Here is a 13286-nt window from a genome sequence, read left to right as displayed (position 1 = left end):
CTAATGGAATCTTGTTATTCATGTGCATCAACACAGCCTTGAAGGCGTCAGCACATGAGAAAGCTGCGGGTGCGGACCCTTCGCCTTTTTAAGCGTTACGCGCCGACTACGATCGGCCTTGCCAGAGGCGGGACGGCGGCGCTGGTAGGCGCGATGCCGGCTTCGAACTCCGAGCGGAAGTATTTGATCGCGCTGCCCAATGGCTCCACGGCGCCCGGTGCGTGAGCACAGAAGGTCTTGCCTGGGCCGAGGAAACCGACCAGACCCAGCAGGGTCTCGATGTCGCCCTCGCGGCCTTCGCCGTTTTCCAGGGCCATCAGCAGCTTGACGCTCCATGGCAAACCGTCGCGGCACGGGGTGCAGAAGCCACAGGATTCGCGGGAGAAGAACTGCTCCATGTTGCGCAGCAACGACACCATGTTCACGGTGTTGTCCACGGCCATGGCCAGGCCGGTACCCATACGGGTGCCCACCTTGCCGATGCCGCCGGCGTACATTTGAGCGTCCAGGTGTTCTGGCAACAGGAAGCCGGTACCGGCGCCGCCTGGCTGCCAGGCCTTGAGGGTGTAGCCATCGCGCATGCCGCCGGCGTAGTCCTCGAACAGCTCCCGTGCGGTCACGCCGAAAGGCAGTTCCCACAGGCCCGGGTTCTTGACCTTGCCGGAGAAGCCCATGAGCTTGGTGCCCATGTCTTCGCTGCCTTCGCGGGCCAACGATTTGTACCACTCCACGCCGTCGCCGATGATTGCCGGCACGTTGCACAGGGTCTCAACGTTGTTCACGCACGTCGGCTTGCCCCACACGCCCACGGCGGCAGGGAAGGGCGGCTTGGAACGCGGGTTGGCGCGGCGGCCTTCGAGGGAGTTGATCAGTGCGGTTTCTTCACCGCAGATATAACGCCCGGCGCCGGTGTGCACGAACAGTTCGAAGTCGAAACCCGAACCAAGGATGTTCTTGCCCAGCAGGCCAGCGGCCTTGGCTTCTTCCACGGCACGGTTCAGGTGCTTGGCGGCGGTGGTGTATTCGCCACGCAGGAAGATGTAGCCACGGTAGGTTTTCAGCGCGCGGGCACTGATCAGCATGCCTTCGATCAGCAGATGGGGCAGTTGCTCCATCAGCATGCGGTCTTTCCAGGTGTTCGGCTCCATTTCATCCGCGTTGCACAGCAGGTAGCGGATGTTGATGGATTCGTCTTTCGGCATCAGGCCCCACTTGACACCCGTGGGGAAGCCTGCACCGCCGCGGCCCTTAAGGCCTGCGTCTTTCACGGTCTGGACGATGTCGTCCTGGGCCATGTCGGCAAAGGCTTTGCGCGCGGCCGCGTAACCGTTCTTGGCCTGGTACTCGTCAAGCCATACAGGCTCGCCGTCGTCACGCAGGCGCCAGGTCAGCGGGTGAGTCTCGGCCGACCGCTTGATGCGGTTGGCAGGACCGAAGGAAGTCAGGGTCATGGGTAGCCCTCGAGCAATTGGGTGACGCCAGCAGGCTGCACGTCGCCGAATGTGTCGTCGTCGATCATCAACGCCGGCGCCTTGTCACAGTTGCCCAGGCAGCACACCGGCAGCAGCGTGAAGCGCCCGTCCGGAGTGGTTTGGCCCAGGCCGATGCCCAGCTTGCTCTGGATCTCGCTGACCACGGACTCGTGGCCACCGATGTAGCAGACCATGCTGTCGCACACGCGAATGATGTGGCGGCCGACCGGCTGGCGGAAGATCTGGCTGTAGAACGTCGCCACGCCTTCAACGTCGCTGGCGGGGATGCCGAGGATCTCGCCGATGGCGTAGAGGGCGCCGTCCGGCACCCAGCCACGTTCCTTCTGGACGATCTTCAAGGCTTCGATCGACGCCGCGCGCGGGTCTTCGTAGTGGTGCAGCTCGTGCTCGATGGCCGAGCGCTCGGTTTCACTCAAGGTGAAACGGTCTGTCTGGATAAGCGTGCTATTCATGCTTAGCGGTCCACGTCGGCCATAACGAAATCGATACTACCCAGGTACGCAATCAAGTCCGCGACCATTTCACCTTTGATCACCGAAGGGATCTGCTGCAGGTGCGGGAAGCTTGGCGTACGAATCCGGGTGCGGTAGCTCATGGTGCCGCCATCGCTCGTCAGGTAATAACTGTTGATACCCTTGGTCGCTTCGATCATCTGGAAGGATTCGTTGGCCGGCATTACCGGGCCCCACGAAACCTGCAGGAAGTGCGTGATCAGGGTTTCGATGTGTTGCAGCGTGCGCTCTTTCGGCGGCGGCGTGGTCAGCGGGTGATCCGCCTTGTACGGGCCTTCCGGCATGTTGCGCATGCACTGTTCGATGATCTTCAGGCTCTGGCGCATTTCTTCGACGCGCACGATGCAGCGGTCGTAGGCATCGCCGTTGGCCGCCAGCGGCACTTCGAATTCGAAGTTCTGGTAGCCGGAGTACGGGCGTGCTTTACGCAGGTCGAAATCGCAACCGGTGGAACGCAGGCCAGCACCGGTGACGCCCCATTCCAGGGCCTCTTTGGTGTTGTACTGGGCGACGCCGATGGTCCGGCCCTTGAGGATGCTGTTGTCCAGGGCGGCTTTCTGGTACTCGTCCAGACGCTTGGGCATCCAGTCGATGAATTCCTTGACCAGGCGTTCCCAGCCACGCGGCAGGTCGTGGGCGACGCCGCCGATGCGGTACCAGGCGGGGTGCAGGCGGAAACCGGTGATGGCTTCGATGACCTTGTACGCACGCTGACGGTCGGTGAAGGTGAAGAACACCGGGGTCATGGCGCCGACGTCCTGGATATAGGTACCCAGGAACAGCAGGTGGCTGGTGATCCGGAAGAACTCGGCCATCATGATGCGGATGGTGTCGACCTTGTCCGGCACCTTGATGCCGGCCAGCTTCTCGACCGAGAGCACGTACGGCAGGTTGTTCATCACGCCGCCGAGGTAGTCGATACGGTCGGTGTACGGGATGAAGCTGTGCCACGACTGACGCTCGGCCATCTTCTCGGCACCACGGTGGTGGTAGCCGATGTCCGGTACGCAGTCGACGATTTCTTCGCCGTCCAGTTGCAGGATGATGCGGAAGGCACCGTGAGCCGAAGGGTGGTTCGGGCCCAGGTTGAGGAACATGTAGTCCTCGTTGGTGCCGGAGCGCTTCATGCCCCAGTCTTCCGGACGGAAGCGCGCAGCCTCTTCTTCAAGCTGTTGCTTGGCGAGGGTCAGGCTGAATGGATCGAATTCGGTGGCGCGGGCAGGGAAGTCCTTGCGCAGCGGGTGACCTTCCCAGGTCGGCGGCATCATGATGCGCGACAGGTGCGGGTGGCCCGGGAAATCGATGCCGAACATGTCCCACACTTCACGCTCGTACCAGTTGGCGTTGGGCCAGATACCGGTCACGGTCGGAACGCTCAGGTCGCTCTCGGAGAGGGCCACCTTGATCATCACGTCGCTGTTACGTTCAAGCGACATCAAGTGGTAGAACACGGTGAAGTCGGCGCCGCTCGGCAGCCCCTGGCGCTTGGTGCGCAGGCGCTCGTCCACGCCATGCAGGTCATAGAGCATGACGTACGGCTTGGGCAGGTTGCGCAGGAAGCTCAGGACTTCGACGAGCCTGGCACGCGCCACCCACAGCACCGGCATGCCGGTGCGTGTGGCCTGGGCGGTGAAGGCGTCAGGGCCAAAACGGTTGTTGAGTTCGACGACCACATCCTGGTCGTCTGCCTTATAAGGCGGGATGTACAGAGCACTGCCTGTAGTCATGGTTTTTTATCGCTTTCGGTCAACGTAAAGAATGAAGCCAGGTTTTCGTTCTATAAAAGAAGCGGTTCTGGATCAGACTTCGTCGGGGCTGCGCAGGTTGGTTACCTGAATACGCTGTTCGCGGCGCTGTTCCTTTTGTGACGGCATCTCGGCGCGGTATACGCCTTGATCTCCGACAACCCAGGAAAGTGGGCGACGCTCCTTGCCAATCGATTCCTGCAACAGCATCAAGCCTTGCAGAAATGCTTCAGGGCGGGGCGGGCAGCCAGGCACGTAGACGTCCACGGGCAGGAACTTGTCCACCCCCTGAACCACGGAGTAGATGTCGTACATGCCACCGGAGTTGGCGCACGAACCCATGGAGATAACCCACTTTGGCTCGAGCATTTGCTCGTAGAGACGCTGAATGATCGGCGCCATCTTGATAAAGCAGGTACCGGCGATAACCATGAAATCCGCCTGACGCGGCGATGCCCGGATAACTTCGGCGCCAAAGCGCGCGATGTCGTGGGGCGCCGTGAAGGCGGTGGTCATTTCCACGTAGCAGCAGGACAGACCGAAGTTGTACGGCCACAGGGAGTTCTTACGTCCCCAGTTGACCGCGCCACTCAGCACGTCTTCCAGCTTGCCCATGTAGATGTTTTTGTGGACTTGGTCTTCTAACGGGTCGGAAACGGTTTCCCGTTCGCCGATTGGGTACTGCTCGTTAGGAGCATCCGGGTCGATCCTGGTGAGATTGTATTGCATCGCCAAAGCCTCATTGTTTCAGCTTCGCTTGCCGCTTGCGACGAGCTTCCGGAGCCCAGTCAAGGGCGCCCACTCGAAATAGGTAGACAAGGCCTGCCAACAGAATTGCTATGAAAACGAGGGCTTCGACGAATCCGGTCCAGCCGCTTTCGCGGACGGACACAGACCAGGCAAAGAGAAAAAGGGCTTCGATGTCGAAGATCACGAAGAGCATCGCGACCAGATAGAATTTGGCTGAGAGCCGCAAGCGGGCGCCACCTGTAGGTAGCATGCCGGACTCGAACGGTTCGTTTTTGCTGCGGCCCCAGGCTTTTGACCCGAGGAGGCTGGAGACGCCAAGCATGAAGGCGCAAAGGCCGACTACACCGAGGAGGAAAATGGCAAAGCCCCAGTTGTGGGCCATGAGTCCTGTCGCTTCGGTCATGCTGGAAATCCTTAACAGAGAGCAAAGGTCTCTGAGCTCGAAAAAGTAACGATGCAGTGACGATATGTCGCAGCGCAATCAATCGCGGTGATTTTATGGCTAAACACCGGGCAAGTAAAATTCCTATAGCGAAATTATTCGATGGAATAAGCACATAGTGCACCTTCTTGGGGCTGTAGCCCTTGTGCTGCGGGCATTAGCGGGCTTTTCACGAATTGTGTTTTGTTTAACCGGTAAAGAAGTTTTCATGCTCTAAATGATAATGAATATTGTTTGCGTGGGGTTTAAGCGAATGTTTCTCGTGTGGCGGGGGAAGTTGCCGTTACTTGCTAGAGTGTCGCTTAGTTGCTGACGGAGATCTTTTAACCGATCTGGTTGAGGCAGATACCGCTCTAGATCAATGTTTTGCACAAATTTTTAGAATGCACACATTCCCCTTGTGGGAGCGGGCTTGCTCGCGAATGCAGTGGGTCAGCCAATGAATCTGTTGACTGATACACCGCATTCGCGAGCAAGCCCGCTCCCACATTTTGATCTGTGTTGTGTCAGGCAGGGTTTCATCAGTGCAAAAAAAACGCCCCGAACCAGTCGGGGCGTCAGATCGTGCGGCACTGCGGTTAGGTCTTCCGTGGGGCCGCAGTGGCCGTGTACTCAGTACTTAGTGGAACTGCTCTTCTTCGGTCGAACCGGTCAGCGCAGTCACGGACGAGGTGCCGCCCTGGATCACGGTGGTCATGTCGTCGAAGTAACCGGTGCCCACTTCCTGCTGGTGCGCCACAAAGGTGTAACCCTTGGCGGCGTCAGCGAATTCCTGCTCCTGCAGCTTCACGTAGGCAGTCATGTCATTACGGGCGTAGTCATGCGCCAGGTTGAACATGCTGTGCCACATGTTGTGAATGCCGGCCAGGGTGATGAATTGGTGCTTGTAGCCCATGGCAGACAGTTCACGCTGGAACTTGGCGATGGTCGCGTCGTCCAGGTTCTTCTTCCAGTTGAAGGAAGGCGAGCAGTTGTAGGACAGCAGTTGATCCGGGTATTCCTTCTTGATGGCTTCGGCAAAGCGGCGAGCTTCGTCCAGGTCCGGCTTGGCAGTTTCGCACCAGATCAGGTCGGCGTACGGCGCGTAGGCCAAGCCACGAGCGATCGCCTGGTCGAGACCGGCGCGCACTTTATAGAAACCTTCCTGGGTACGTTCGCCAGTCACGAACGGCTGGTCGTACGGGTCGCAATCCGAGGTCAGCAAATCAGCCGCGTTGGCATCGGTACGGGCCAGGATGATGGTCGGAGTGCCAGCAACGTCAGCAGCCAGACGAGCAGCCGTCAGCTTCTGAACAGCTTCCTGGGTTGGAACCAGTACCTTGCCGCCCATGTGGCCGCATTTCTTCACCGAAGCCAGCTGGTCTTCGAAGTGAACGCCGGCAGCGCCTGCCTCGATCATGCTCTTCATCAGCTCGTAGGCGTTCAGTACGCCGCCGAAACCGGCTTCAGCGTCTGCAACGATCGGTGCGAAGTAGTCGATGTAGCCTTCATCGCCCGGGCCTTTACCGGCTTTCCACTGGATCTGGTCGGCACGGCGGAACGAGTTGTTGATGCGCTTGACCACGGTTGGCACGGAGTCCACCGGGTACAGCGATTGGTCGGGGTACATGGATTCAGCGGAGTTGTTGTCCGCTGCCACTTGCCAGCCAGACAGGTAGATCGCCTGGATACCGGCTTTGACCTGTTGAACCGCTTGGCCGCCAGTCAGGGCGCCCATGCAGTTGACGAAATCTTTTTCGGGACGGAAGGACGGCTTGGCACCCTGGGTGACCAGCTTCCACAGCTTCTCGGCGCCGAGTTTTGCAAAGGTGTGCTCAGGTTGAACCGAGCCACGCAGGCGGACGACGTCAGCAGCGGAATAAGCGCGGGTCACGCCTTTCCAGCGTGGGTTTTCAGCCCAGTCTTTTTCAAGGGCTGCAATTTGCTGTTCGCGTGTCAGTGCCATGGGGAAAAACCTCGTCGCATAGGTCTAGGTGGAAAATTCCATTTGCCAGCCACGTATCAGTGCGTGGTTATGGCTGCTCGCTGACCAGAAGCTTAGGCGGTCAAGTCAGGCTCGGCGGGGAAGGCGACGGGATGAACGAGTGGCTCAAGGGGGAGTTGAGCAGGTAAGGGCGAACTGCGAACAGTCTTCGGGCGTCGTGGGCCTTTGTACGATCCATCAGTGTGTTGCCGGGTTACCTGGTTAGCTTCCGTCCCTCGGGACAACTTCGTTCCAGTCGCAACCTCGTCAAACACACCTTGTGGGCGGTACAGACACGAATCGGCTCAGGTGGGTGGCTTTGAGCGACGATCCGAAGGCCCTTGCCAGGGCCCCTGATTAGCGGGAGCGAGGCCATCATGCCCATGCTTTTTTGGATCGTCAAATGTTTTGTAGTGCTTTTTTTAAAGCACTACATCTTTAGTCTAATACGACTCGCCAGTCAGTTTTTGGTGCTTCAGTTCAGCGTGTCGACTTTGACCCGCAATGTCAGGTCATCGCGCCCTTGAGTAGAGTAGCTGCGGGTTGTAGTGCTTTTGTCGGCCTGGGTCTGGCGGTTGATCCCGGCCAGGGTGATCCACTCGCCCAGGCGTCCGCTGACAGTTGTGTCGGTACTTTGCACGCTCACTACATCGGGACGTTCCTGGCTCATGCGGTCACGATTGGTACTGATGCTCAGGTGAACGGTCTCGCCGGTGACGCTGGCCGTCACGTAGAAACCCTGGGTTACGTTGCGATACTGGGTCTGGTTCTGCGGGCGGCCGTAGGCATCGGGCTGGGTGGTGGTGAGGGGCACGCTCTGGCCGACCTGGATCAGCGCGGGCACGCCTTCGCTGGCCTGGATCTGCTGGATCCCGCCGTCACGGCTTTCGGTGCTGTAGGTGATGACCTGTGTTTGATTGTTGCCGTTGCTCTGCTGGTTGTTTTCGTTGGTGTCGACGGTGATCAACAGGCGTTTGGAAGGCGTATCCAGTTGCGCGAGCAAGGCGCGCAGGCCCTGGATCTTGTCGGGCTCGGCATTCACGATCAGTTGGTTGCCGTAGGCGCTGACGGTGCCGTCCTTGCCGATAAAGTTCTGCGCCACCGGCAGCAGGTCGGCGCTGGTGCGGTTGCTCAGGGGCACGACTTCGGTGGCGGCCATCACCGAGAAACTGGTGGCCAGGAGCAACAGGGTGAGCAGGGTGCGTAGGGACATGTCCGTTATCTCTGCGAGTCATTTAGGCTAGATATTGCCAGTTTGTCGGCCTGGCGGGGTGCAAGTTGAATCCTGGACGGCAAAAGGCCCTGGCATCGGGGGATGGCAGGGCCTTTTGAGGTGTTGCTGATGGCGCCTTCGCGAGCAAGCCCGCTCCCACATTTGACCTCATTCCAAAGGATGTACTGGATCGAATGTGGGAGCTGGCTTGCCTGCGAAGGGCGCGGCGCGGTCTCGGGTCAGCCCTCGCGCACCATATCAACGTGAGGAATCCCGACTTCCAGGAACTCATCGCTGACAATCTTGAAGCCCAGGCGCTCATAAAACGGCGCCGCATGGACCTGTGCGCTGAGGATCTGCCGGGTCTGGCCGCGTTTCTCGGCCACGCCGATCACCGCTTCCATCAGCTTGTCGCCGACCTTCAGGCCCCGCCAGTCCTTGAGAACCGACACGCGGCCGATCTCGCCGGTAGGCAGCAGGCGTGCAGTACCGATGGGAAAGTCGCCTTCGAACGCCAGGAAATGCACGGCACTCGCGTCGTCTGCATCCCATTCCAGCTCCGGTGGAACCGATTGTTCAGCGATAAATACCGCTTCACGAATGCGCCGTATCTCGGCGATATCCTTTTGCCAGTCCGCGACACTTACGTGAATCTTATTCATCGGCAAACCCCAGGCTTCCTTGCTTGACCAGTTCCCACAGCAGGGCGCAGCCATCTTCATCCGCCAGCCATGGGCCGAGGTTGTCGATGTGCAGGGCGTCGGCGGCGCACACCAGCTTCAGCAGTTCCCGCAGCTTGCCCGGCAACAGGCGGCTCTGGCCGCTGGCGAACAGCAGCAGGTCGTCGTCGACTTCGGACCAGGCCAGGCGGGCGCTCGGGTTGCGGATCAGCACGGCGCCGTTTTCCAGGCTGCCCAGCAGGTCTTCTTCTTCCACTTCCGGGCCGGCGACCAGTTCCGGGTAGCGCGGCTCGGTCATGAACTGGCCGAACCAGGTCAGCAGCATGCGCTCGTCGCTCATGTGCTCGGCCAACAGGCTTTTCAGGCGGTCGAGGGCGTCGCCCTGGATCTGGTGCGGGTCGCTGACCGGCTGGGCATCGGCGTCGGTGTAGCGCTCTTCGTCAGTCAGGTACTGGCTGAGGAAGTCGGTGAAGTGGGTCAGCACTTCAGCGGCGCTCGGGGCGCGGAAGCCTACGGAGTAGGTCATGCAATCATCCACGGCCACACCGCAGTGGGCCAGGCGGGGCGGCAGGTAGAGCATGTCGCCCGGTTCCAGCACCCATTCGGCGGTCTCTTCGAATTCAGCGAGGATGCGCAGGTCCGCGTGTTGCAGCAGCGGGCTTTCGGAGTTGCACATCTGGCCGATCTTCCAGTTGCGCTTGCCGGAACCTTGCAGCAGGAACACGTCGTAGTTGTCGAAGTGCGGGCCCACGCTGCCACCCGGGGCGGCGTAGCTGATCATCACATCGTCAATGCGCCAGCTTGGCAGGAAGCGGAAGTTTTCCAGCAGTTCGGCCACTTCCGGCACGAACTGGTCGACCGCCTGCACCAGCAGGGTCCACTCGCGCTTGGGCAGGGTGCTGAAGGCATCTTCGGCGAACGGGCCGCGGCGCAACTCCCACGGGCGTTCGCCGTGTTCGATGATCAGGCGCGACTCGACTTCTTCTTCCAGCGCCAGGCCGGCCAGTTCGTCGGCGTCGATCGGGCTTTCGAAGTCAGGGATGGCCTGGCGGATCAGCAGGGGTTTTTTCTGCCAGTAGTCGCGCAGGAATTCCCGTGCCGTGATGCCGCCCAGAAGTTGAAGAGGAATGTCAGGATTCATGTGTAACCTATTGAAAAAAAGCACTTTTCAGACGGGAATAAAAACGCCCGGCGCTGCCGGGCGTCTCAAGGGGTCAAGCTTCTATCAGATGCGTTTGGCTTGAGCCACAGCGTTGCCGATGTAGTTGGCCGGGGTGAGCAGTTTCAGCTCGGCCTTGGCGGCGGCTGGCATATCCAGGCCGTCAATGAAAGTTTGCAGCGCTTCGGAGGTGATGCCCTTGCCGCGGGTCAGCTCTTTGAGCTTCTCGTACGGGTTTTCGATGTTGTAGCGGCGCATCACGGTCTGGATCGGCTCGGCCAGGACTTCCCAGCAAGCGTCCAGGTCAGCGGCGATCTTCTGCTCGTTGAGCTCCAGTTTGCTGATGCCTTTGAGGCTGGCTTCGTACGCGATCACGCTGTGGGCGAAGCCCACGCCGAGGTTGCGCAGTACGGTGGAGTCGGTCAGGTCGCGCTGCCAGCGGGAAATTGGCAACTTGCTGGCCAGGTGCTGGAACAGGGCGTTGGCGATCCCGAGGTTGCCTTCGGAGTTTTCGAAGTCGATCGGGTTGACCTTGTGCGGCATGGTCGACGAACCGATTTCGCCGGCAATGGTGCGCTGCTTGAAGTAGCCCAGGGAGATGTAGCCCCAGATATCGCGATCGAAGTCGATCAGGATGGTGTTGAAGCGCGCAATCGCGTCGAACAGCTCGGCGATGTAGTCGTGGGGTTCGATTTGCGTGGTGTACGGGTTGAAACCCAGGCCCAGTTCGTCTTCGATGAAGGCGCGGGCGTTTTCTTCCCAGTCGATCTCAGGATAGGCCGACAGGTGGGCGTTGTAGTTGCCTACGGCGCCGTTGATCTTGCCCAGCAGCGGTACGGCCGCGACTTGAGCGATCTGGCGCTCCAGGCGGTACACCACGTTGGCCAGTTCTTTACCCAGGGTGGTCGGCGAAGCCGGCTGGCCGTGGGTGCGCGACAGCATCGGAACGTCGGCGAAACGGATCGCCAGTTCGCGGATGGCGTCGGCAGTCTGGCGCATCAGTGGCAGCATCACGTCATCACGGCCTTCGCGCAGCATCAGGGCGTGGGACAGGTTGTTGATGTCCTCGCTGGTGCAGGCAAAGTGGATGAACTCGCTGACCTTGGCCAGTTCCGGCAGCTTGGCCGCTTGCTCTTTGAGCAGGTATTCGATGGCTTTAACGTCGTGGTTGGTGGTGCGCTCGATCTCTTTGACACGCTCGGCGTGCTCCAGAGCGAAGTTTTCCGCCAGGGCGTTCAGCACAGCGTTGGCTTCGGCAGAGAACGCCGGCACTTCGCTGATGCCAGGGTGAGCGGCCAGGCGCTGGAGCCAGCGCACTTCAACCAGAACACGAGCACGGATCAAGCCGTATTCGCTGAAAATAGGGCGCAGGGCCTGGGTTTTGCCGGCGTAGCGGCCGTCAACAGGGGAAACCGCAGTGAGCGAAGAAAGCTGCATGGGGTGTTCTCGGACAGTCGGGCAACGAAATGGGGCGCGTATCATACATGAAAAAATCCGCCGGTCCGTTGCCAACTGACCGGCGTATTACGCGTGGGGCTATAAAAAAATCGGTTGCTGCGACTTATTCGTTGCGCATCAACGGGTAAAGCTCTTTCAGCAATTTGCGTCGGCTGACCACCAGCTGCCAACGATGACCGCCCAATTGGCGCCATAACCGCGCCGAACGAATACCGGCCAACAGCAGGGCGCGGATTTTCGAGGCGTTGTTCGGTTGTTGCAGGTTGCGCATATCGCCGTGCACCTGGATCCGCTGGCGCAAGGTGCTCAGGGTGTCCTGGTACAGGGCGCCACAGGCTGCGATCACGTTTTCGTGGGCCGGGCCAAAATGCTCGACCTGGGACTGGATCTGCGGCAGGCGCTTGCCGATGGTGTCCAGCAGGTCGTCGCGCTTGGCCAATTGACGCTCCAGGCCGAGCATCGACAGGGCGTAGCGCAGCGGCTCGCGCTGCAAGGTGCTTGGGTCGCGCTCGAGGGCGCCGACCAGTGCGCGATAACCTTCGCGCAGGGCCAGGTCGTCGCCGCCGTACACTTCCAGGGTGTCCTTCGGGTCGCGGATCAGCAGGCTGCCGAGCATGCAGGTCAGGCCGGCCTCGGTGACCTGGCCGGTCTTGGCGATCTTGTCCACCAGCACCGCGGCGAGAAACACGCCGCCCAGTGCCGTCAGTTGCTCCTGGGTCGGGCTCATGCCTGGCTGCTCCAGGGTTCGGCAACTTCGATCACACCGCCCCCCAGGCAAATCTCTCCGTCATAGAACACTACCGATTGGCCCGGCGTTACGGCGCGCTGCGGGTCGTCGAAAGTGGCGCGATAGCCGGTGGCGGTTTTTTCCAGGGTGCAGGGCTGGTCGCTCTGGCGATAGCGCACTTTGGCCGTGAGGCGGCGCGGGCTGCTGAGGTCCACCGGGTTGACCCAGTAGATGTCCGAGGCCAGCAGGGCACGGGAGAACAGCCATGGGTGGTCATTGCCCTGGCCCACGATCAGCTCGTTGTGCTCCAGGTCCTTGACCAGCACGTACCACGGCTCTTCGCCGGCGTCTTTCAAGCCGCCGATGCCCAGGCCCTGGCGCTGGCCGATGGTGTGGTACATCAAGCCGTGGTGACGGCCGATGATCTCGCCTTCGGTGGTCTTGATCTCGCCCGGTTGCGCCGGCAGGTACTGCTTGAGGAAGTCGCTGAAACGGCGCTCGCCGATAAAGCAGATCCCGGTGGAATCCTTCTTCTTGGCGGTGGCCAGGCCGTGTTTCTCGGCAATGGCGCGCACTTCGGGCTTTTCCAGCTCGCCCACCGGGAACAGGGTCTTGGCGATCTGTTCGCCGCCGACGGCGTGCAGGAAGTAGCTCTGGTCCTTGTTGGCGTCCAGGCCCTTGAGCAGCTCGGTGCGACCATCGATGTCGCGACGGCGCACGTAGTGGCCCGTAGCAATCAGGTCGGCACCGAGGATCATCGCGTAGTCGAGGAACGCCTTGAACTTGATCTCGCGGTTACACAGGATGTCCGGGTTTGGCGTGCGACCGGCCTTGTATTCGGCCAGGAAGTGCTCGAACACGTTGTCCCAGTACTCGGCGGCGAAGTTGGCGGTGTGCAGCTTGATGCCGATTTTGTCGCAGACGGCCTGGGCATCCGCCAGGTCGTCCATGGCGGTGCAATATTCCGTTCCATCGTCTTCTTCCCAGTTCTTCATGAACAGGCCTTCCACCTCATAACCCTGCTCCATGAGCAGAACGGCGGAAACGGAAGAATCCACGCCGCCGGACATACCGACGATGACGCGCTTCTTTTGTGTGTCAGAAGGGGCTGGATCACGCATAGGATTTCAACGGGAGTCTTTAA

12 protein-coding genes are annotated in these 13286 nt (G+C 60.3%); all 12 read right to left on the bottom strand.

The window, feature by feature from the left end:
* Positions 1-95 precede the first annotated feature (95 nt).
* Positions 96-1451 carry an NADH-quinone oxidoreductase subunit NuoF gene (gene nuoF, locus HX811_RS28595; RefSeq protein WP_003219566.1) on the bottom strand — a complete coding sequence of 452 codons (1356 nt, stop codon included), beginning with the start codon at positions 1449-1451 and terminating at the stop codon, positions 96-98.
* Positions 1448-1945: an NADH-quinone oxidoreductase subunit NuoE gene (nuoE, locus tag HX811_RS28590; protein ID WP_003219568.1), complete on the bottom strand. Its 498-nt coding sequence runs from the start codon at positions 1943-1945 to the stop codon at positions 1448-1450. Before nuoE ends, nuoF begins: the two co-directional genes overlap by 4 nt.
* A 2-nt stretch (positions 1946-1947) precedes the next feature.
* Entirely contained in the window at positions 1948-3732 is a 1785-nt protein-coding gene (gene nuoC, locus HX811_RS28585; RefSeq protein WP_003219570.1) for an NADH-quinone oxidoreductase subunit C/D, read from the bottom strand.
* Between the two features lie 72 nt (positions 3733-3804).
* The gene (locus tag HX811_RS28580; RefSeq protein WP_003219572.1) at positions 3805-4479 is read right to left on the bottom strand and encodes an NADH-quinone oxidoreductase subunit B family protein; all 675 of its coding nucleotides are present in this window, start codon (positions 4477-4479) and stop codon (positions 3805-3807) included.
* A 10-nt stretch (positions 4480-4489) separates the two neighbouring features.
* Positions 4490-4903: an NADH-quinone oxidoreductase subunit A gene (locus HX811_RS28575; RefSeq protein ID WP_003219575.1), complete on the bottom strand. Its 414-nt coding sequence runs from the start codon at positions 4901-4903 to the stop codon at positions 4490-4492.
* Between the two features lie 658 nt (positions 4904-5561).
* On the bottom strand, positions 5562-6887 hold the full coding sequence (aceA, locus tag HX811_RS28570) for an isocitrate lyase (RefSeq protein ID WP_003219577.1): 1326 nt from the start codon (positions 6885-6887) through the stop codon (positions 5562-5564).
* Positions 6888-7380: 493 nt separating this feature from the next.
* Positions 7381-8118: a secretin N-terminal domain-containing protein gene (locus HX811_RS28565; protein WP_177020159.1), complete on the bottom strand. Its 738-nt coding sequence runs from the start codon at positions 8116-8118 to the stop codon at positions 7381-7383.
* A 239-nt stretch (positions 8119-8357) separates the two neighbouring features.
* On the bottom strand, positions 8358-8780 hold the full coding sequence (locus tag HX811_RS28560; RefSeq protein ID WP_003219580.1) for a GNAT family N-acetyltransferase: 423 nt from the start codon (positions 8778-8780) through the stop codon (positions 8358-8360).
* The gene (locus tag HX811_RS28555; protein WP_177048406.1) at positions 8773-9939 is read right to left on the bottom strand and encodes a cupin domain-containing protein; all 1167 of its coding nucleotides are present in this window, start codon (positions 9937-9939) and stop codon (positions 8773-8775) included. Before HX811_RS28555 ends, HX811_RS28560 begins: the two co-directional genes overlap by 8 nt.
* Positions 9940-10023: 84 nt before the next feature.
* On the bottom strand, positions 10024-11394 hold the full coding sequence (gene purB, locus HX811_RS28550) for an adenylosuccinate lyase (protein WP_003219584.1): 1371 nt from the start codon (positions 11392-11394) through the stop codon (positions 10024-10026).
* Between the two features lie 124 nt (positions 11395-11518).
* Positions 11519-12142: a high frequency lysogenization protein HflD gene (hflD, locus tag HX811_RS28545; RefSeq protein WP_003219586.1), complete on the bottom strand. Its 624-nt coding sequence runs from the start codon at positions 12140-12142 to the stop codon at positions 11519-11521.
* Positions 12139-13263 (bottom strand): tRNA 2-thiouridine(34) synthase MnmA, encoded by a 1125-nt coding sequence (mnmA, locus tag HX811_RS28540; RefSeq protein ID WP_003219588.1) that lies wholly within the window; start codon positions 13261-13263, stop codon positions 12139-12141. The genes hflD and mnmA overlap by 4 nt, the downstream gene beginning before the upstream one ends.
* Between the last annotated feature and the right edge of the window lie 23 nt (positions 13264-13286).

Source organism: Pseudomonas sp. F8002, assembly GCF_013385495.1.
In the GTDB taxonomy this organism is placed as follows: Bacteria; Pseudomonadota; Gammaproteobacteria; order Pseudomonadales; family Pseudomonadaceae; genus Aquipseudomonas.
Note: the sequence above shows the minus strand (reverse complement) of the source record. Positions and strands in the feature narration are given on the sequence as shown.

What these genes read in the sequence shown, in the direction of transcription:
- purB (WP_003219584.1), bottom strand. Translation starts at nt 11,394, where the DNA reads ATGCAGCTTTCTTCGCTCACTGCGGTTTCCCCTGTTGACGGCCGCTAC.
- HX811_RS28580 (WP_003219572.1), bottom strand. Translation starts at nt 4,479, where the DNA reads ATGCAATACAATCTCACCAGGATCGACCCGGATGCTCCTAACGAGCAG.
- HX811_RS28565 (WP_177020159.1), bottom strand. Translation starts at nt 8,118, where the DNA reads ATGTCCCTACGCACCCTGCTCACCCTGTTGCTCCTGGCCACCAGTTTC.
- nuoE (WP_003219568.1), bottom strand. Translation starts at nt 1,945, where the DNA reads ATGAATAGCACGCTTATCCAGACAGACCGTTTCACCTTGAGTGAAACC.
- hflD (WP_003219586.1), bottom strand. Translation starts at nt 12,142, where the DNA reads ATGAGCCCGACCCAGGAGCAACTGACGGCACTGGGCGGCGTGTTTCTC.
- nuoC (WP_003219570.1), bottom strand. Translation starts at nt 3,732, where the DNA reads ATGACTACAGGCAGTGCTCTGTACATCCCGCCTTATAAGGCAGACGAC.
- mnmA (WP_003219588.1), bottom strand. Translation starts at nt 13,263, where the DNA reads ATGCGTGATCCAGCCCCTTCTGACACACAAAAGAAGCGCGTCATCGTC.
- nuoF (WP_003219566.1), bottom strand. Translation starts at nt 1,451, where the DNA reads ATGACCCTGACTTCCTTCGGTCCTGCCAACCGCATCAAGCGGTCGGCC.
- HX811_RS28560 (WP_003219580.1), bottom strand. Translation starts at nt 8,780, where the DNA reads ATGAATAAGATTCACGTAAGTGTCGCGGACTGGCAAAAGGATATCGCC.
- HX811_RS28555 (WP_177048406.1), bottom strand. Translation starts at nt 9,939, where the DNA reads ATGAATCCTGACATTCCTCTTCAACTTCTGGGCGGCATCACGGCACGG.
- HX811_RS28575 (WP_003219575.1), bottom strand. Translation starts at nt 4,903, where the DNA reads ATGACCGAAGCGACAGGACTCATGGCCCACAACTGGGGCTTTGCCATT.
- aceA (WP_003219577.1), bottom strand. Translation starts at nt 6,887, where the DNA reads ATGGCACTGACACGCGAACAGCAAATTGCAGCCCTTGAAAAAGACTGG.